Origin of the sequence: Paracoccus actinidiae, assembly GCF_030863885.1 — a bacterium.
Taxonomy (GTDB): Bacteria; Pseudomonadota; Alphaproteobacteria; order Rhodobacterales; family Rhodobacteraceae; genus Paracoccus; species Paracoccus everestensis.
Genome location: NZ_CP132956.1, coordinates 191,402 through 208,662, shown reverse-complemented (window position 1 = coordinate 208,662; position 17,261 = coordinate 191,402). Strand labels below are relative to the sequence as shown.

The following is a 17,261-nucleotide window of genomic DNA, read 5'->3' as shown; positions in this document are numbered from 1 at the left end:
CTTCAGGCGAAGAAGGCCTGCACCCGGGGACGCAGCCAGTGCCACAGGTCTGGCGCCCCTTGGGTGATCTTTCGGCCCACCCGAGCCTCGATGTCGCCAAAGGTCACGCCGTAATCCACCCAGCCGATCCCGCCCGACAGCAGGTTCTGGATCACCGGCTGGCAGCGGTCCAGCGACTTGGCAAAGACCGCATCGGGGCTGGCTGCGGCCTCGAATTCCTGCCACAGCGCCAGAAACTCCTGCGCCCAAGCATCGGGCAGAAGGCCGAAGATGCGCAGGGCGGCCCGTGCCTCGGCCGCCTGGATTTCAGGCGACCCATGCGCCTGGCCCGCCGCAGAATGCAGCGGCACATCGCCCACGTCTATTTCCACCAGATCGTGGATCAGCATCATGCGGATCACCCGGCCGATATCGACGCCCGGCCCCGCCAGATCGGCAAAGGCCAGGGCATAGAGCGCCAGGTGCCAACTGTGTTCGGCGCTGTTTTCCCGGCGTGACCCGTCGATCAGCAGGTTGGCCCGCAGAACCGACTTCAGCGCATCCGCCTCGGCCAGGAAACGCAGGCGGCGGGACAGATCGTTGCCCGGGTGCGGTTTCCCGGCCAGCATGGCCTCGGCCCAGGCCATCATCTCGGGCCATTCGTCCCGCAGCCGTGCGGCCCGCCCGCCATCCATGTTGTTGCGGACAATGACCACATGGTCGGCCAGCGGTCGCGGCGCCGACAGCACCTGGAACAACGGCTGGCTGTGATCCATGCGCCGGGCCATGATGGCATCAGGCGACGCCCCGGCCTCGAATTCCTGCCACAAATCCATCAGGCGATCGCGGTCGGGCGACAGGCCGAAGATGCGATCCGCCGCCTGCGCCTCGGCCCCGGCCAGGGCGGCTGCATCATGGTCCAGATGGATCGGCTGGTCGCCCACGTCGATTTCCACAAGGTCATGGACCATCAGCATCTGGATGGCGCGGTCGGATGCGCCGAAGGTCATGGCTTGCAGTGCGACGTGCCAGCTGTGTTCGGCGCTGTTTTCCGGCCGCGACAGATCCATTAGCACATTCGCCCGGTCGACCGATTTCAGCCGGTCGGCCTCGACCAGAAAGTCGAACTGGCGGGCGATGCGGTCCGGCACGGCTCAGCGCGTGGTTTCGGTCAGGCGGCGGCGGACATAGCCCTGCACCAGGTCGATCATCGGCTTCATGTGGGTTTCATCGTCGCGGAAGAAATGGTCCGCGCCCTCGATTTCCTCGTGGGTGATGGTGATCCCCTTCTGCTCGCGCAGCTTGCTGACCAGGGTATGCGTGTCCTTGGGCGGGGCCACGCGGTCGGCGGTGCCGTTCACGATCAGCCCGGACGACGGGCAAGGCGCAAGGAAGCTGAAATCATACATATTGGCGGGGGGCGCCACGCTGATGAAGCCGGTGATTTCCGGGCGGCGCATCAGCAGCTGCATCCCGATCCAGGCGCCGAAGCTAAAGCCCGCGACCCAGCAATGCTTGCTGTTGGGATTCATCGCCTGCAGGTAATCCAGGGCCGATGCCGCATCCGACAATTCGCCGATCCCCTGGTCGAACTCGCCCTGGCTGCGCCCCACCCCGCGAAAGTTGAAGCGCATCACGGTGAAGCCCAGCTTGTGGAATGCGTAATGGAGGTTATAGACGACGCGGTTGTTCATCGTCCCGCCATATTGCGGGTGCGGGTGCAGGACGATGGCAAGGGGGGCGTCGGGCTTGCCCGGTTGCGGGTGATATCGGCCCTCGAGCCGGCCTTCGGGACCGGGAAAAATCAACTCTGGCATCGTCTTCCTTCGACATGACGGTGGTTTCTTGACGCATCTGCGTGGCGCTCTTAGACCGCTATCTGGGATGCCGGTCCGGAATGCGCAAGAAACGCGCCATGGGGGCATAGCGCGCCAGTGCGCGCGTCGTCAATCCGACCCGGCCGCAAGAGGGGAGCCAGCAGATGAAACTGTCCACCAAGGGGCGCTATGCGATCATCGCGCTTGTCGACCTGGCCACCGCCAAGGGGGACGACCTGACCTCGCTGGCCGAGATTTCGGGCCGCCAGGACATCTCGCTGCCCTATCTGGAACAACTGTTCGTCCGCCTGCGCCGGGCGGGCCTGGTGGCGTCGGTCCGGGGTCCGGGGGGCGGATACCGGCTGGCCCGGGCAGCCGAAACCATCCGGATTTCCGAAATCCTGGAAGCGGTCGATGAAACCGTCAGCGCCATGCATATCGGCGCGGGCGCGTCGGGCGGCGTGTCGGGATCGCGGGCGCAGACCTTGTCGAACCGGCTGTGGGAAAGCCTGTCGGCCCATGTCTATGTGTTCCTGCACAACCATTCGCTGGCGGACGTGGCCAAGAACCAGTTGCTGCCCTGCCCCGCGCTGCCCCGCATTCTCAGCGTGGTTGACGACTGAGCCAATGGAAAACGCGGCCCCTTTCGGGACCGCGTCGTGGCACAAGGTTCAGCCGTCTCAGAAGCGATAGGACGCGCGGACCTGCACCAGATCGGTGTCCAGGTCGATGCCGTCGGCAATGACGTCCGAGAAGTCGCTGCGGCTGTATTCCGCGCCGACCGAGAATTTCTCGGTGACCAGGTATTCAGCGCCCAGGCCATAGGTGATCCCGGTTTCCGAAATATCCCCGGCATCATCATCGGTCGAGATGCGGGCGGCGCCCAGGGTCGCATAGGGCTGGAACCGGCCCATGTCATAGCCCACGCGGCCACGCAGGCGCCACAGGTCGGCATCGCCGTCCACGTCGTCCAGATCGGCCTTGTTATAGTCCAGTTCGGCACCCGCAATCACCTGGCCGAAGTCGAACAGATAGCCGGCATGGGCGCCGTAGCCGTCATAGTCGGTGTCACCCAGGCCATCGGACAGTTCGGCATTGCCTTGGCCATACTGCAGACCGGCATAGAAGCCGGACCAGTCGGGGCCAGCTTGGACCGGAACGACGGGGGTCACAACGGGCGCGGTATCGACCACGGGGGCGACATAGCCGCCAGCGAAAGAAGCCGAGGCGGCCAGCGAGGCAGCAACTGTAAGGGTAACGAATTTCATGGGTGGTCTCCTTCTAAGTCAGTGACCTCTAGATAGGCCACGCCGGGGGCTTTGCCAGAGCAAACTTGCACACTGTGCAAAAACTGTTGCAGAAGGGCGACACCAGCGAAAAAGTGATTGATACAAAACATGAAACGCCCGAGGGCGTTGGTTCAGGCTTATTGGATAATATCAGGAAAATGGTAGCGGAGGAGGGATTTGAACCCCCGACACGCGGATTATGATTCCGCTGCTCTAACCAGCTGAGCTACTCCGCCACAGATGGGCGCGATGTAAGCGAGGGGGCGGGGGGCGTCAAGCGGTTTTCGCGACCGGAAATGAAAACGCCGCCCGTGGCGGGGCGGCGTAGGTTTCGGGGCTAGGATGGGATCAGCGGCGCGCCTTGACTACCTGCAACAACGGCATCACCTGCGCCATGTCGGGGCCATGGGCCTGGCCCGTAACGGCCTTGCGCAGCGGCATGAAAAGTCCCTTGCCCTTGCGGCCCGTGGCGTCCTTGACGGCGGCCGTCCACTCGCCCCAGGTTGCGTCCGTATAGGGCGGGGGCGGCAGCAGGGGCATGGCCTGGGCGATGAAATCGGCATCCTCTGGGTCGATCTGCGGCTCGGCGCCTTGGGCGAAGATCGTCCACCACTGGGCCAGATCCTCCAGCCTGGTGATGTTCTGCGAGGCAACGCGCCAGAACCGTTCGGCCAGCTCATCGGGCACGCCAAGTGCCTTGATCCGGTCCTGCACGGCGTCGAAGGGCAGCGCCTGGTTGCGTTCGCGGGTCAGCGGCCACAAATCCTCGGCGTCGAATTTCGTGGGCGAGGCACCGAAGTGCGACAGGTCGAAACCATCGGACAGGTCGTCCAGGGTCATCTTAAGTTCGACCGGCTGGCTGGATCCCAGGCGTGCCATCATCGAGAGCAGCGCCTCGGGCGCGACGCCTGCTTCGCGCAGGTCGCGGATCGACAGGGCACCGATGCGCTTGGACAATTCCTCGCCCTGCGCGCCGGTCAGAAGGCTGTGATGGGCGAAGAAGGGCGGCGTTCCGCCCAGTGCGCGAATGATCTGGATCTGGGTGGCGGTGTTGGTCACATGATCCGCGCCGCGCACGATATGGGTCACCGCCATATCCGTGTCATCGACCGAGGACGCAAAGGTATACAGCACCTGCCCGTCATGCCGGATCAGCACCGGATCCGACACGCTGGCCGCGTCGATGGAAATGTCGCCCAGGATGCCATCGGGCCATTCGATGCGTTCCTGGTCCAGCTTGAAGCGCCAGTAACCCTCGCGCCCCTCGGCCCGCAGGCGGTCCTTGTCGGCGTCTGACAGGTTCAGCCCGGCGCGGTCATAGACCGGCGGACGGCCCATGTTCAGTTGCTTCTTGCGCTTCAGGTCCAGTTCGGTCGGAGATTCGAAGACTTCATACAGCCGCCCTGCCCCGCGCAACTGGTCTGCGGCCTCGGCATAGCGGTCAAGACGCAGCGACTGACGCTCCACCCGGTCCCAGTGCAGGCCCAGCCAGTCCAGGTCGCGCTTGATGCCGTCGGCATATTCTTCCTTTGACCGTTCCTGGTCGGTGTCGTCCAGCCGCAGGATGAAGGTTCCCCCGGCCTTTTTCGCGATCAGGTAATTGAACAGCGCGGTCCGCAGGTTGCCGACATGGATGTGGCCGGTGGGGGACGGGGCGAAGCGGGTGGTGGTCATGGCACAACTCTCCTGTTGGCCTTGCTCTTTCATATGCGGTGATTCTTGTCCATATCAGGGCGGTATGCAGGAGAAGCGGATGACCGACTGGAAGGACCTGACCGCGCCCGACGCGGCCCGGATGGAGGCGATGGCGCGTGATGCACTGGCCGCCCTGCCCCCCGAATTCGCCACCCACGCCCAGGACATCACCATTCATGTGGCCGAATTCCCGCCCGAGGACGTGCTGGACGAATTGCAGATCGACGACCCGTTCGAACTGACCGGCATCTATGACGGCGTGCCCTTGACGGAAAAATCGGTATCCGACCAGCCGGCACAGCCCGACATCATCTGGCTTTACCGCCGGCCGCTGCTGGACGAATGGGCCTCGCGCGGGAACGTCACGCTGGGCGAACTGGTCGCCCATGTCGTCATGCACGAGATGGCGCACCATTTCGGCTGGTCCGACGACGACATCGCCGGCATCGACAGGTGGTGGGAATGATCGTGCAGGCAGCGGAGGGGCAGGCGCCGATCCTGACGGTCACGCTGAACCCGGCGCTGGATCTGTCCACGGCAGCGGACGAGGTGCGCCCGGAACTGAAGCTGCGCTGCGAAAAGCCGGTGGTGGATCCCGGCGGCGGCGGCATCAATGTCAGCCGCGCGATCAAGCATATGGGCGGCCAATCGACCGCCATGGTGGCGCTTGGCGGGGCCACGGGGACGCGCATCGCGGATATGCTGAAGGCGGATGGCCTGTCGCTGGTCCGCCTGACCGCCCCGGGCGAGACGCGGCAATCGCTGGCCGTCACCGACCGGTCCACCGGCGGGCAATACCGCTTTGTCCTGCCCGGTCCCGAATGGCACAAGGCCCATGTGGCCGACATGACCCAGGCCATTGCCGAAGGGGCGCGCGCCGGGGGCTGGGTCGTGGTGTCGGGGTCCAACCCTCCCGGCGTGCCTGCGGGGTTCGAACAGATGCTGACCGTGCGGTTGAAGAACAGCGGCGCGAAGCTGCTGGTCGATACCTCCGGCGAGGCCTTGCAGGTGCTGGCGGGATCCTCGACGCCGGTCGACGTGCTGCGCATGGACAGCCACGAGGCCGAGGAACTGGCGGGCCGCCCCTTGCCCTCGCGCGAAGACAGCGCGGCTTTCGCGGCGGGCCTGGTCAAGGACGGTGCGGCGCGGTCGGTGATCGTGGCGCGCGGGGCCGATGGATCGGTCATCGCGGGGCCGGACGCCGCCTGGCACGCGGCGGCGGCACGGGTCAAGGTGGTCAGCGCGGTCGGCGCAGGCGACAGCTTTGTCGCGGGCTTTGTCATGGCGATGGCGCGCGACTGGCCCGTCCAAGAGGCCCTGGCCCTGGGTGCGGCGGCCGCATCGGCGGCAGTGATGACGCCCGCCACCGAACTGTGCCACGCCGCCGACGTGGAGCGGTTCTATGGCGAACGCATCGTCACGCGGCTTTGAAATGAAAAAAGCCGCCCCACTGGGCGGCTTTCCGGTGCCGTGGCAGCGCCTTCACGCGGCTTCGGCTTCCTCGGCCTCGGCGGCCATGCGGCGTTCGCTTTCCTCGCGCGACAACGCGACCGAGGTACGCACGCCCTTGGACACGAATTCCATCAAGCCCTTTACCACGCGTTCGTTGGGGTCGATGCCTGCGCAGGACAACACCTCGCGGCCGTCCCGCGACCGCGCCCAACGGGCAATCTGTTCTGGACCGTTGCCATATTTCTTGTCATCGGCAATGGCATCATCAAGCGCCGCCAGAACCACTGCGGCAAAAAGCTTGCGGGCACGCTGGCCCTGCTCAAAATTGAAAGCCGATCCGTCGACAAAATCGCGCATACCATTCGTCCATCTTCTGGGCTGCAAGGGCAAAACAGCCATGTGGGCGGCATCATGCCAACCCATCGTTATTGTTTCCGTTTCTCTGACGGTGTCGGTGCTTAACGCGGAACGACGCCGATTCGGTATTCCTCTGGCCGCATATCTCCCATGCACATAATGCATGTCGTGTAAAAAACAGGTGAGATCTGCAATTACAGCCTGCGAGTGGCGCCCCTGGGCACGGGTCCGCGCCTTGACAACACCGCAAAACCGTTTTGGTTGCCTCCTGCCGAAGGCCTCGATATAGGGGCGCCACAGCGCCGTTCAACACGGACGGCCCGATTTTCCCGAACCGCAAAGAGCATTCCATGCCCAAGATCAACGGCAATGAAATCCGCCCCGGCAACGTGCTGGAGCATGACGGAGGCCTTTGGGCCGCCGTGAAGGTCAGCCATGTGAAGCCTGGCAAGGGCGGCGCATTCGCCCAGGTCGAACTGAAGAATCTCCGCGACGGCCGCAAGCTGAACGAGCGTTTCCGCAGCGAAGACAAGGTTGAACAGGTCCGCCTGGAACAGAAGGATCAGCAGTTCCTGTATGAATCCGACGGCAAGCTGGTCTTCATGGACAGCGAAACCTTTGAGCAGACGGAACTGGACGCCGATCTGCTGGGTGACCGCCGTCCGTTCCTGCAGGACGGCATGACCGCCACCATCGAATATTACGGCGAGGAAGCCCTGTCGGTGTCGATCCCGCAGAAAGTGACCTGCACCGTGACGGAAACCGAACCAGTGGTGAAGGGCCAGACCGCTGCCAACAGCTACAAGCCCGCGATCCTGGACAACGGCGTGCGCATCATGATCCCGCCCTTCGTGGGCGAGGGCGAGAAGATCATCGTGAACACCGAGGTCTTCGAGTACAGCGAACGGGCCTGAGCCGTTCTTCTTGGCGTCCCGGCCGGTCCGGGGCGTTTTTCTGTCCGCACCCGGTTCCAGATGATGCCCCACGTCACTGCCGACGACCTGTCCCGCGCCCTGCCCCATGTGCTGTCTGCGCCCAGGGACGATGCGCGGGCCGAATGCCTGTGCTTCCGCCCCGGCTTCAACCAGCGGAGTTTTCCGGATCGGCTGACCCTGACGCGCGCCGACGGCATTCCCGGCGAACGGTGGCAGACGGCGCCCTGGCTCCGGCTGGCCGACGGATCGCCCGATCCGCGTATCCAGGTGTCGATCCTGCCGCGCCGGGTGATGGATGCGGTCTGGCTGGACCGGGACAATACGCCCCACCCCGGCGACACGATCGTCTGCGACCTGGACACGAGCCACGCGAACCTGCCTGTGGGCACCCTGCTGCGCGCAGGCTCGGCAGTGCTGCGGGTGTCTGACGTGTTCAACGACGGCTGCGTCAAATGGAAGGTGCGTTACGGCAAGGCGGCGAAGGACTGGATCACCGCGCCCGGCCACCCCCAGTTGCGCCTGCGCGGCATCCTGTGTTCGGTCCAACAGGACGGAGAGGTCGTCCTGGGCGATCCGGTCCGCAAGCTAGTCTGACAACAGCCGCGCCGACCCTGCCTGCATATCCGGCCCCAGGCGGTCGAACCGCACATGCGCCAGGGCATGGCCGCCCGATTGGGTGAACAGCGTCCCGACCTCTTTTCCATCCGCCATGATCGGCGTGCCGACCGGTGCCTCGCCCTCGATCCGCAAGCGGGTCAGGCCCTTGCGCAGCTCGGTCTTGTGCTTCATCCGGGCCGTGACCTCCTGGCCGACATAGCAGCCCTTGCGGAAATCGACGCCGTGCAGGCGTTCGAACCCTGCCTCTAGGATAAAGGTCTCGTTCGGGATCAGTTCGACCAGGGTTTCAGGGATCACCTGTTCCACGCGGATGGCATCGAAATCGGTGCCGTCGTCGCCCGTGCCGCCATAGAACCGCCAGCCAAGCGCCGGGTGCCGGGGATCGGCGATGGCCCCTTCTGGCGCAGGCCCCGTGCCGCGTGCGACCGTCAGGGCGACAGGCTCGATGGCAACCCTGGACCGCAGCTTGTACATCCCCAGGCGGCGGATCAGGTCATCGGCCAAGCGGGCGTCCACGTCGATCAGCAGCGCATCGCCATCGGGCAGGATCAGGAAATCGGCCAGATACTTGCCCTGCGGCGTCAGCAGCGCGGCCCAGCATGGCGCGCGATTCACGTCGTTGCTGACCAGCCCTTGCAGAAAGGCCACGCGGTCGTCGCCTGTGACGCGGATGATCTGGCGGGTCATTGGCTTTCTCCGAATTGCAGGGCGACAAGGCGGGCATAGGCGCCGCCTTGGGCCATCAACTGGGCATGATCGCCCTGTTCCACAACCCGGCCCTGCTCGATCACCACGATCTTGTCGGCGTTGCGGATGGTGGACAGGCGGTGCGCGATGACCAGCGTCGTGCGCCCCTCAGACAGCGTTTCCAGCGCCGCCTGCACCAGCCGTTCGCTGGCGGTATCCAGGGCGCTCGTCGCCTCGTCCAGCAGCAGCACGGGCGCGTCGCGCAGGATGGCGCGGGCGATGCCGATGCGCTGGCGCTGCCCCCCCGACAGGGCCGATCCGCGCGGACCTGCCGGGCTGTCCAGTCCCCTGGGCAAGGCGCCCACGAAATCGCTGACATGGGCCGCGTCCATGGCCCGCGACAAGGCGGCATCGTCGGCACCGGGGCGCCCCATCAGGATATTGTCGCGCAGCGATTCATCAAACAGCGCGGAATCCTGCGCTACGGTCGAAAACTGGTCGCGCAGCACACAGAGGTCGAAATCCTGCACCGCGACTCCGCCAATCGTGACTTGGCCACGGTCGGGATCCACCATCCGGGTCAGCAGGTTGAACGTGGTCGATTTTCCCGCGCCCGACGGCCCCACAAGCGCCGTGGTCCTGCCCGCTTCGGCGGTGAAGTCCAGACCCTGCAAGACTGGCTTGTCGTCATAGGACAGCCAGACATCCTGGAATCGAATCGTCGTCTCGGCGGGCGGCTGAAGGCGCGCGCCCGACCGGATTCGTGGCTGGATGTCGAACACCTGGTAAATCCGCTCCAGGCTGGCCGCGGCCGTTTGCCAGGTGCCTGCCAGCCCGCCCAGCCGCCGCATGGGCTGAAAGGCAAGCGCAAGCGCGGTGAAAAAGGACATGAAATCGCCAATGCTGCGTTCGCCCGCCATCACCTCGCGCCCGCCCAGGGCCAGAACGGCGACAAAGCCCAAGCCCGTGACGATGTCGGTCAGGGCGGGGACGACGCTGCCCATCGCGGCGACCTTGACCTGGGCCTGGCGGATGCGGGCGACGATGTCAGCGAAACGGCGGATCTGGTCGTCCTCGGCCCGGTTCAGCTTGATGGAGGCGATGCCGTGCATCACCTCGTCCAGTCGGGTGGCGCGGGCGCTGGCATTGGCGCGGTTCTGGCGCACCTTGCGGCGGATATAACGCTGCACCATGGCGGCGGGCAGGATCAGGATGGGCGCGCCGATCAGGGCGGCCAGCGTCCATTGCGGGTCAATGCTGACCGCCACCGCGAACAGCATGACCAAGGATATCGCATCCCGCGTAGCACTGGTCAGGATCGTGGCCCAGACGCCCTGAACGGCGATGGTGTCGCCCTGAATGCGTTCAATCATCGCGCCGGGCGGGTTTGCCTGGAAGAACCGCCCGTCCAGCGTCATGACATGGGCCAGCAGATCGCGCTGCATGGCCGTGGAAATCCCCAGCGAGATGCGCGACAGCAGCGACCGGCTGGCGATCAGCGTCACCGCGCGCACCAGGAAAATCCCCATGATCGCGCTGCCGACCCACCAGATCGCGCCCGCTTCCTTGCCCACGAAGACCCGGTCGAACAAGGGCTTCAGCATCCAGGAAATCAGCGCAAGCGTGGACCCTTCCAGCGTCATCAGCGCGAATGCCCCCGCCATGCTGGCGCGGTGGATGCGCAGGTAATCGGTCCAGAACCGGCGCAAAAGGCCGGTGGCGCTTGGTTGGGTCGGGGATGGGGTCACGGGCAGGCGCGCCTTTCGTTACCGGTCCGGGTTGGTTCCAGCCTTAGCCCGACCCAGGCCCCGGCGGCAAGGCGGGGCGCCAAGGGGCGTTGACCTTCGCCCGCGCGGGCACTAGCGATTTTGCAGGATGTGAAGGACAGATGAACGCCATGAGCCTTGCCGCAGGTCGCCCCGTGATCGCCATTCCCGGCCCCTCGCCCGTCCCCGACCGGGTGCTGCGCGCAGCCCATCGCGCCTCGCCCGATATCTATGGCGACGAACTGGCCGACCTGAACCTCGCCGTTATGGCGCAGTTGAAGCGGCTGGCGGGGACGCAGGCGCATCTGGCCCCCTATATCGGCAACGGCCATGCCGCATGGGAGGCTGCGGGCGCCAACCTGTTCAACCCCGGCGACCAGGCCTTGGCGCTGACCTCGGGCCATTTCGGGCGGTCCTGGGCGCAGCAGATGGAGGCGATGGGCGTCGCGGTAGAGCGGCTGGATTTCGGCAGCCTGCCCGCCGACCCGGACCTGCTGGCAAGCAGGCTGGCCGAGGACAGGGCCGGCGCGATCAAGGCGGTGATGGTCTGCCAGATCGACACCGCGACCGGGATCATGGCCGACATTCCCGCCCTGCGCGACGCCATGGGCGACCACCCTGCCTTGCTGGTGGTGGATGCCATCGCATCGCTGGGCTGCGCGCCGATGATGATGGACGACTGGGGCGTCGATGTGCTGATCGCGGCCAGCCAGAAGGGCATGATGTGCCCGCCCGGCACCTGCTTCGTGTGGTATTCCGACAAGGCGGCCGCGCGCGGGCGCACCCGCCTGACGACCCCTTACTGGGACTGGCACGCCCGCGCCAATGCCGAGGCGCTGTGGCGGTTCTGGGGCGGCACGCCGCCGGTCCAGCAGATCTTCGCTCTGGACGAGGCGATGCGGATGATCCTGGACGAGGAAGGCCTGTTCGCCGTCTGGGCCCGCCACGCGGCCCTGGCCCGCGCCGTCTGGGCGGCGGCCGACGAATGGGCCGAGGGGGATACGGGTATCCGCTTGTCGGTCGGCGACCCGGCGGCGCGCGCATCCTCGGTCACGGCGATGGTTCTGCCGGGGGCGGACGGGCTGCGGGCCTGGACGGCGGCGCATTGCGGCGTGACGCTGGGCGTGGGCCTGGGGGCCGATCAGCCGGAAAACGCGCTGCGGGTGGCCCATATGGGCCATGCCAATGCCGGGATGATCCTGGCCGCGCTTGGCGCGATGCAGGCGGGCATGGCGGCGCTTGGCATCCCGCACGGGCCGGGGGGACTGGCCGCGGCCGCGCGGGTGCTGGCGGAGCCGGCGTGATGCCTATTGGGAGTGGCCGTTTTTCTTCAGCCACTCCTGCATCATCTTGATCTCGGCTTCCTGTGCGGCGATGACTTCTTCGGCCAGGGCGCGGATTTCCGGGTCGTCGCCATGTTCCAGGGCAACCTTGGCCATGTCGATGGCGCCTTGGTGATGCGGAATCATGCCGCGCACGAAATCGACATCCGCGTCGCCAGAGGATTCCATAGCCATGTCGCCATGCATCTTCTGCATCACGGCCTCATAGGCCGCTGCGGCATCGTCCGGCGCGCCATGGCCCGCGTGATCATGTCCTGGATCCTGGGCATAGGCACCAAAGGCCAAGGCGAACAGGACGGGGCTGAGGCCAAGGCCCCGGCGGATGGATGCGGTCATCGAAACCTCCTTTGCGGCTTGCCTGGGCAGACTGGCGCAATCGGGCAGCCAGGGAAAGCGCGGGCGGAATCACATCCGCGCTAGGCCCCGGGCATCCGGGCCAGCGTGACCACCGTGTCGCCATACCGCCGCTGGTCGATGGGGATCAGCGGGCTGGGGACCAGGGGGGGTCGGCTTTCCTCCCACACCACGACCGCGCCGGGGGCGATCCAGCCCCCGGTCAGGGCCGAGGCGACGGCCCGTTCCCCCAAGCCCTGCGCGTAAGGGGGATCAAGGAACACCAGTCCAAAGGCCGCCTCGCGATTGACGCCCAGCCGCGTGGCATCGTGGCGCAGCAACGCGGTCGCATCCACCGCGCGGGCCTTGGCGATGTTGCTGCGGATCAACGCCTGCGCCCTGGCGCCATCCTCGACAAAGCTGGTCCAGGCCGCCCCGCGCGAAAGCGCCTCCAGCCCCAGGGCGCCCGTGCCTGCGAACAGGTCCAGAACCCGTGCGCCGGGGACCGGATTGCCATGGCTGCCGTTGACCAGCAGGTTGAAGATTGCCTCGCGCACGCGGTCGGTCGTGGGACGCAGACGGGCGGCTGCATCGCCCGTGCCAACATCGGCCAGCTTCAACCCGCGCAAGGTGCCGCCGACAATCCTCATGCTTGCGTCCCGCGATGGCGGGGGGCCTTGCCCCCCGTGCCCCCCAGGATATTTCCGTAAAGAAGAGGCATCAGGCAAGCAGCGTCTTGATGTCGGCCGCCGTGGCAATGGCGTCGGGATCCGGGCTGCGGCCCGCTTCGATCAGGCGCTTGCCGATCATAAAGGCGCGAGCGTCGTTCAGCGCATCCACGGCGATCAGGGATCCGTCGCGGAAATACCAGACCGACCCGCCGTGCTGGCCATCCCCCGCCCTTGTGACGATCCTGTCATGGCCGGTTCCCAGGCCCGCGATCTGCAGCTTGGCGTCGAACTGGTCCGACCAGAACCATGGCTTGGGGTGATAAGGTTCGTCAGCCCCCAGGATATTGTCGGCCACGGCCTCGGCCATGTCGATGGCATTGCCCACGCTTTCCAGGCGCAGGCGTCCACCCTGCCAGGGAAAGCTTGCGCAATCGCCCGCAGCCCAGATCGCCGGATCCGATGTCCGGCCCAAGGCATCGGTGGCGATCCCGTTGTCCAGCACCAGCCCGGCGGTCTGGGCCAGGTCCGTTTCCGGCAGCACGCCGATGCCCGTGACGATCAGGTCACAAGGCAGTTCGCGGCCGTCGTTCAATGCCACCCCCGTTGCGCGGTCCGTGCCAGTGATATGCGAGATGCCGGTGTTTTCCAGGATCTGCACCCCGTGGCCCAGATGCAAGGCGCGGATCATGTCCGCCGTTTCGACGGCAGCAACCCGGCCCAAGATGCGCGGCGCGGCCTCGATCACCGTCACCTCCAGGTCCAGCTTGCGGGCAACGGCCGCAGCCTCCAGCCCGATATAGCCGCCGCCGATCACGACCAGGTGGCGGCCCGGCTGCATCTGCGGGGCAAGCGCATCCACATCGGCCAGGTTGCGGATCACATGAACGCCGGGCAGATCGCCCCCCATGGCTGCGGGCAGGCGGCGGGCCGACGCGCCGGTGGTCAGGGCCAGGGCGTCATAGCCGATCTCACCCGTGCCGGTCGTGACGATGCGTCGTGCCGGATCGACCGCCGTCGCGGTCTTGCCCGGGCGCAGGGTGATCCGCTGGTCGTCCCACCATTCCGGTGACCGCAACGCCAGGCGGTCCAACCCCATCTGTCCCAGCAGATAGGCCTTGGACAAGGGCGGGCGCTGATAAGGGGGCGAAGGCTCGGCACCGACCACGACGATCTCGTCCCCGTGGCCCTTGGCGCGCAGCCGCGCAGCCATGGACGCCGCCGCCTGTCCTGCCCCCACGATCACGATCTTCATGCCGGTCCCCGCCCGCTGGCCTGTCTTGGGGCGGCACCCTATAGTCGCCGCGAATCCGTTGCAATTCAGGAGGAACAGGAATGACCATCACCGTCGGAGACAAGCTGCCGCAGGGCAAGATGCTGCGCGTGGGCGTGAATGGTCCCGAAGCCGTGGACAGCGCCGATCTGTCCCGGGGCCGCATCGCCCTGTTCGGCGTGCCGGGCGCCTTTACCGGCACCTGCACCAATGCCCATATGCCCAGCTTCGTGCGCAATGCCGACGCCTTCCGGGCCAAGGGGGTTGACCGGATCGTCTGCATGACCGTGAACGACCCCTTCGTGGCCGATGCCTGGGCCAAATCCACTGGTGCCGATACGGCCGGGATCGAGGTTCTGGCGGATGCCGACGGCAGCCTGACGAAGGCGCTTGGGCTGAATTTCGACGCTCCTCCCGCCGGACTTCACGGCCGCTGCAAACGCTTTGCCGCGCTGCTGAAGGACGGAGAGATCGAGGTCCTGCAGGTCGAAGACAGCCCCGGCCAATGCACCGTCAGCGCGGGCGAGGCGCTGCTGGAAAAGGCCTGATCACCCGATCCATTCGGGACCGGCGGGGCAGCCTGCCGGTCTAGCCTTCCTTGCGGAAGGGGGTGAACCCGGCCAGGGCCTCGATCTCATCGCCCATGGCGTCGCGTTCGCGGTCCAGATAATCGGCCAGGGCACGCCCAAAGCCTTCGTCGGCAACCCAGTGCAGGGAATGGGTGGCGACCGGTTCATATCCGCGCGCCAGCTTGTGTTCGCCCTGGGCGCCGGCCTCGACCCGCGACAGGCCGCGCGCGATGGCCACGTCGATGGCCTGGTGATAGCACAGTTCAAAATGCAGGAACGGGTGATCCTCGACGCAGCCCCAATAGCGGCCATAGATGGCGTCCGGCCCCAGAAAGTTCAGCGCCCCGGCAATCGGCTGTCCGTCGCGTTCTGCCAGGACCAGCAGGATGTCGTTTCGCATCGTCTGGTGCAGGTGGTCGAAAAACGCGCGCGTCAGATAAGGCCGCCCCCATTTGCGGCTGCCGGTATCCTGGTAGAAGGCCCAGAAGGCATCCCAATGACGGGGCCGCAGGTCGTCGCCCGTCAGGTGCCGGATCGTGCCGCCGAACGCCTGCGCCTTGCTGCGTTCCTTGCGCAAATCCTTGCGCTTGCGGGACGACAGCGCGGCCAGGAAATCGTCATAGCTGCCGTAACCTCGATTCAGCCAATGAAACTGCTGGGTAACGCGAGGCAGAAAGCCGATCCCGGCCCCCGCCTCTGCTTCGGCTTCGGTGCAAAAGGTCACATGGACCCCCGACGCCCCGCCCCGTTCCGCGACCCGCGTCAGACCCGCCAGCAGCGATTGGCGCATGGCAGGATCGCGCGTCAGCAGCCGGGCGCCGGTGACGGGGGTGAATGGCACCGCCGCCTGCAATTTCGGGTAATAGCGCCCGCCCGCGCGTGCATAAGCCTCGGCCCAGGCGTGGTCGAAGATGTATTCGCCCTGGCTGTGGGACTTGGCATAGAGCGGCGCCGCACCCACCACCTTGCCCTCTGCCTCGAGCGTGACGTGCAAGGGTTGCCAGCCGGTCCCCCGCCCCACCGAGCCCGATTCCTCCAAAGCCAGCAGAAAGCGATGCGTGGTAAAGGGATTGCCGTCGCCAAGCGCGTCCCAGGTGTCGGGCGGGATCGCGGCGATAGCGGGATGGGTGTTCAGGGTCAGCGCGTTCATGGGGCAAAGCTAGGCGCTCGGGACAGGTTTGTCAGCGGCTGCCTGTTCAGAAAAGCCGGGGACTTTCATCTTGGCCCAAATATCCCACGGGGGTCCGGGGGTGTGAAACCCCCGGCTAGAACGCGGCCCGATAGCCCTCGAAGGTGATGTTCTCCGCGACGCGACGGGCCAATGCCTCCTCGGCTGCGCTGCGGATCGTCCAGCACAAGACCGGCACCCCTTGCGCCTTCAGCGCGTCAAGGCGCGAATTGGCAAGGTCGTGCTTGTCATGGGACACGAAGCAGGCGCCCGACTGGTCGAAATCGTTGATCCCGGCCAGGTGGCTGCGGGTTTCCTCGGGGATGCCGGGCCAGTCCTGCTCGGCGTAGCCGCAGGTCGTCAGGCCGACAGGGATGGCAGGGGCCAGCTTGTGAAAGGCCGCGACCACATGGGGGTTGAAGGACATCACGGCAACCGGCCCGCCATAGCCTTGCAGGACATCCGCCACCCTTTCGTGCAACCGCCCGATATCAGGGCCAAGCGACATATCCTGGTCCTTGATCTCGATCAGCAGGGGCACGCGCCCCGCGACAAGATCCAGGAACTGCCGCAGGGTCGGGATGGGGTGGTCGGTCCCCAGCAGACGCCGGATCGCCAGGGAATCGGGGGCGAAATCCGTGACAAGGCCCTGGCTGCCCGTGAGCCGCGCGAGGTCGTAATCGTGAAACACCATCGGCGTGCCGTCGCGGGCGGGCTGGATGTCCAGTTCGATCCCATAGCCCGCGTCAATGGCAGCCTGCGCGGCGGCAAGGCTGTTTTCGGGAATGCCAAGGCCGTGCAGGCCACGATGGGCGATCGGCGTGGTCAGAAAGGCGGCGGGCAGCACCATCATGCCACCTCGAAGATGGCTTCGACCTCGACCGCGACGCCCAGGGGCAGGGCTGCGGCGGACACGGCGGCGCGGGCATGGCGGCCGGCGTCGCCGAACACCTCGACCATCAGGTCGGAACAGCCGTTGATCACCTTGGGCTGGTCGGTGAAATCCGGGGTGGAATTCACAAAGCCCGTCAGCTTGACCACGCGCTTCACCCGGTCCAGATCGCCCACGGCGGCCTTGAGTTGCGCGATCAGCGACAGCCCGCAGCGGCGCGCAGCGGCGGCGCCCTCCTCGACCGTCATGCCGTCGCCCAGGCGGCCCTTGATCAATCCGCCCTCGTCCTGGCTGATCTGGCCGGACACGAAGACCAGGTTGCCGGTCTGCACAAAGGGTACATAATTCGCGGCGGGCGCAGGGGCTGCGGGAAGGGTGATGCCCTTGTCGGCCAGGATCGCTTCGATGCTCATGATGTCC

General features: G+C 66.2%; 20 protein-coding genes and 1 tRNA gene. 7 read left to right on the top strand and 14 right to left on the bottom strand.

All coding sequences use genetic code 11. From position 1 onward, the window contains the following. Positions 1-2 precede the first annotated feature (2 nt). Together Q5701_RS01095 and Q5701_RS01090 are read right to left on the bottom strand one after the other, a co-directional pair. Entirely contained in the window at positions 3-1,130 is a 1,128-nt protein-coding gene (locus Q5701_RS01095; protein WP_306753330.1) for an HD domain-containing protein, read from the bottom strand. 3 nt (positions 1,131-1,133) lie between these two features. Continuing rightward, positions 1,134-1,796: an alpha/beta hydrolase gene (locus Q5701_RS01090; protein ID WP_306753329.1), complete on the bottom strand. Its 663-nt coding sequence runs from the start codon at positions 1,794-1,796 to the stop codon at positions 1,134-1,136. 164 nt (positions 1,797-1,960) lie between these two features. Here Q5701_RS01090 and iscR point away from each other — a divergent pair, with 164 nt between their 5' ends. Continuing rightward, the gene (gene iscR, locus Q5701_RS01085; protein WP_234855048.1) at positions 1,961-2,419 is read left to right on the top strand and encodes a Fe-S cluster assembly transcriptional regulator IscR; all 459 of its coding nucleotides are present in this window, start codon (positions 1,961-1,963) and stop codon (positions 2,417-2,419) included. Between the two features lie 57 nt (positions 2,420-2,476). On the opposite strand, the gene Q5701_RS01080 is transcribed toward iscR, so the two are convergent. The 3 genes from Q5701_RS01080 to gltX all read right to left on the bottom strand — a co-directional run bounded on the left by Q5701_RS01080 (position 2,477) and on the right by gltX (position 4,759). Next, on the bottom strand, positions 2,477-3,064 hold the full coding sequence (locus Q5701_RS01080; protein WP_306753328.1) for an outer membrane protein: 588 nt from the start codon (positions 3,062-3,064) through the stop codon (positions 2,477-2,479). 180 nt (positions 3,065-3,244) lie between these two features. Continuing rightward, positions 3,245-3,321 (bottom strand) — tRNA-Met (locus Q5701_RS01075). Between the two features lie 112 nt (positions 3,322-3,433). Beyond that, positions 3,434-4,759, bottom strand: a complete 1,326-nt coding sequence (gltX, locus tag Q5701_RS01070; protein WP_306753327.1) for a glutamate--tRNA ligase — start codon at positions 4,757-4,759, stop codon at positions 3,434-3,436. Positions 4,760-4,838: 79 nt separating this feature from the next. Between gltX and Q5701_RS01065 the strand changes: the two genes are divergently transcribed. After that, positions 4,839-5,246: a metallopeptidase family protein gene (locus tag Q5701_RS01065; RefSeq protein WP_234855045.1), complete on the top strand. Its 408-nt coding sequence runs from the start codon at positions 4,839-4,841 to the stop codon at positions 5,244-5,246. Then, positions 5,243-6,211, top strand: coding sequence for a 1-phosphofructokinase family hexose kinase (locus Q5701_RS01060; protein WP_306753326.1), 969 nt, complete (start codon positions 5,243-5,245; stop codon positions 6,209-6,211). Before Q5701_RS01065 ends, Q5701_RS01060 begins: the two co-directional genes overlap by 4 nt. A gap of 51 nt (positions 6,212-6,262) precedes the next feature. Here the strand turns inward: Q5701_RS01060 and Q5701_RS01055 are convergent, their stop codons facing one another. Continuing rightward, positions 6,263-6,589, bottom strand: a complete 327-nt coding sequence (locus tag Q5701_RS01055; RefSeq protein WP_042251710.1) for a DUF6280 family protein — start codon at positions 6,587-6,589, stop codon at positions 6,263-6,265. A 350-nt stretch (positions 6,590-6,939) separates the two neighbouring features. Between Q5701_RS01055 and efp the strand changes: the two genes are divergently transcribed. Together efp and Q5701_RS01045 are read left to right on the top strand one after the other, a co-directional pair. Then, positions 6,940-7,503: an elongation factor P gene (gene efp, locus Q5701_RS01050; protein WP_234855043.1), complete on the top strand. Its 564-nt coding sequence runs from the start codon at positions 6,940-6,942 to the stop codon at positions 7,501-7,503. Between the two features lie 60 nt (positions 7,504-7,563). After that, a complete protein-coding gene (locus Q5701_RS01045; RefSeq protein WP_306753324.1) occupies positions 7,564-8,118 on the top strand; it encodes an MOSC domain-containing protein in 555 nt (184 codons plus the stop codon). Here the strand turns inward: Q5701_RS01045 and ygfZ are convergent. Beyond that, entirely contained in the window at positions 8,110-8,829 is a 720-nt protein-coding gene (ygfZ, locus tag Q5701_RS01040) for a CAF17-like 4Fe-4S cluster assembly/insertion protein YgfZ (RefSeq protein WP_306753322.1), read from the bottom strand. The genes Q5701_RS01045 and ygfZ overlap by 9 nt on opposite strands. Further along, positions 8,826-10,583 (bottom strand): ABC transporter ATP-binding protein, encoded by a 1,758-nt coding sequence (locus Q5701_RS01035; RefSeq protein ID WP_306755493.1) that lies wholly within the window; start codon positions 10,581-10,583, stop codon positions 8,826-8,828. Before Q5701_RS01035 ends, ygfZ begins: the two co-directional genes overlap by 4 nt. 143 nt (positions 10,584-10,726) lie before the next feature. Here Q5701_RS01035 and Q5701_RS01030 point away from each other — a divergent pair, with 143 nt between their 5' ends. Then, positions 10,727-11,899, top strand: coding sequence for a pyridoxal-phosphate-dependent aminotransferase family protein (locus tag Q5701_RS01030; protein WP_306755492.1), 1,173 nt, complete (start codon positions 10,727-10,729; stop codon positions 11,897-11,899). Between the two features lie 3 nt (positions 11,900-11,902). On the opposite strand, the gene copM is transcribed toward Q5701_RS01030, so the two are convergent. From copM to Q5701_RS01015, 3 genes are all read right to left on the bottom strand, one after another. Further along, a complete protein-coding gene (gene copM / locus Q5701_RS01025) occupies positions 11,903-12,274 on the bottom strand; it encodes a CopM family metallochaperone (RefSeq protein ID WP_306753321.1) in 372 nt (123 codons plus the stop codon). Between the two features lie 80 nt (positions 12,275-12,354). Beyond that, the gene (locus tag Q5701_RS01020) at positions 12,355-12,921 is read right to left on the bottom strand and encodes an RsmD family RNA methyltransferase (RefSeq protein ID WP_306753320.1); all 567 of its coding nucleotides are present in this window, start codon (positions 12,919-12,921) and stop codon (positions 12,355-12,357) included. 70 nt (positions 12,922-12,991) lie between these two features. Further along, positions 12,992-14,194, bottom strand: a complete 1,203-nt coding sequence (locus Q5701_RS01015) for an NAD(P)/FAD-dependent oxidoreductase (protein WP_306753319.1) — start codon at positions 14,192-14,194, stop codon at positions 12,992-12,994. A gap of 80 nt (positions 14,195-14,274) precedes the next feature. Here Q5701_RS01015 and Q5701_RS01010 point away from each other — a divergent pair, with 80 nt between their 5' ends. Continuing rightward, positions 14,275-14,760, top strand: coding sequence for a peroxiredoxin (locus tag Q5701_RS01010; RefSeq protein ID WP_306753318.1), 486 nt, complete (start codon positions 14,275-14,277; stop codon positions 14,758-14,760). Between the two features lie 40 nt (positions 14,761-14,800). On the opposite strand, the gene Q5701_RS01005 is transcribed toward Q5701_RS01010, so the two are convergent. From Q5701_RS01005 to Q5701_RS00995, 3 genes are all read right to left on the bottom strand, one after another. Continuing rightward, positions 14,801-15,931 carry a GNAT family N-acetyltransferase gene (locus Q5701_RS01005; protein WP_306753317.1) on the bottom strand — a complete coding sequence of 377 codons (1,131 nt, stop codon included), beginning with the start codon at positions 15,929-15,931 and terminating at the stop codon, positions 14,801-14,803. A gap of 115 nt (positions 15,932-16,046) precedes the next feature. Next, positions 16,047-16,802, bottom strand: a complete 756-nt coding sequence (locus tag Q5701_RS01000; RefSeq protein WP_306753316.1) for a glycerophosphodiester phosphodiesterase family protein — start codon at positions 16,800-16,802, stop codon at positions 16,047-16,049. Next, positions 16,799-17,254: a RidA family protein gene (locus Q5701_RS00995; protein ID WP_306753315.1), complete on the bottom strand. Its 456-nt coding sequence runs from the start codon at positions 17,252-17,254 to the stop codon at positions 16,799-16,801. Before Q5701_RS00995 ends, Q5701_RS01000 begins: the two co-directional genes overlap by 4 nt. Positions 17,255-17,261: the final 7 nt, after the last annotated feature.

Coding starts and splice junctions, on each gene's coding strand:
- Q5701_RS01090 (WP_306753329.1), bottom strand. CDS start 1,796: ATGCCAGAGTTGATTTTTCCCGGTCCCGAAGGCCGGCTCGAGGGCCGA.
- iscR (WP_234855048.1), top strand. CDS start 1,961: ATGAAACTGTCCACCAAGGGGCGCTATGCGATCATCGCGCTTGTCGAC.
- Q5701_RS01080 (WP_306753328.1), bottom strand. CDS start 3,064: ATGAAATTCGTTACCCTTACAGTTGCTGCCTCGCTGGCCGCCTCGGCT.
- gltX (WP_306753327.1), bottom strand. CDS start 4,759: ATGACCACCACCCGCTTCGCCCCGTCCCCCACCGGCCACATCCATGTC.
- Q5701_RS01065 (WP_234855045.1), top strand. CDS start 4,839: ATGACCGACTGGAAGGACCTGACCGCGCCCGACGCGGCCCGGATGGAG.
- Q5701_RS01060 (WP_306753326.1), top strand. CDS start 5,243: ATGATCGTGCAGGCAGCGGAGGGGCAGGCGCCGATCCTGACGGTCACG.
- Q5701_RS01055 (WP_042251710.1), bottom strand. CDS start 6,589: ATGCGCGATTTTGTCGACGGATCGGCTTTCAATTTTGAGCAGGGCCAG.
- efp (WP_234855043.1), top strand. CDS start 6,940: ATGCCCAAGATCAACGGCAATGAAATCCGCCCCGGCAACGTGCTGGAG.
- Q5701_RS01045 (WP_306753324.1), top strand. CDS start 7,564: ATGATGCCCCACGTCACTGCCGACGACCTGTCCCGCGCCCTGCCCCAT.
- ygfZ (WP_306753322.1), bottom strand. CDS start 8,829: ATGACCCGCCAGATCATCCGCGTCACAGGCGACGACCGCGTGGCCTTT.
- Q5701_RS01030 (WP_306755492.1), top strand. CDS start 10,727: ATGAGCCTTGCCGCAGGTCGCCCCGTGATCGCCATTCCCGGCCCCTCG.
- copM (WP_306753321.1), bottom strand. CDS start 12,274: ATGACCGCATCCATCCGCCGGGGCCTTGGCCTCAGCCCCGTCCTGTTC.
- Q5701_RS01020 (WP_306753320.1), bottom strand. CDS start 12,921: ATGAGGATTGTCGGCGGCACCTTGCGCGGGTTGAAGCTGGCCGATGTT.
- Q5701_RS01015 (WP_306753319.1), bottom strand. CDS start 14,194: ATGAAGATCGTGATCGTGGGGGCAGGACAGGCGGCGGCGTCCATGGCT.
- Q5701_RS01010 (WP_306753318.1), top strand. CDS start 14,275: ATGACCATCACCGTCGGAGACAAGCTGCCGCAGGGCAAGATGCTGCGC.
- Q5701_RS01005 (WP_306753317.1), bottom strand. CDS start 15,931: ATGAACGCGCTGACCCTGAACACCCATCCCGCTATCGCCGCGATCCCG.
- Q5701_RS01000 (WP_306753316.1), bottom strand. CDS start 16,802: ATGATGGTGCTGCCCGCCGCCTTTCTGACCACGCCGATCGCCCATCGT.
- Q5701_RS00995 (WP_306753315.1), bottom strand. CDS start 17,254: ATGAGCATCGAAGCGATCCTGGCCGACAAGGGCATCACCCTTCCCGCA.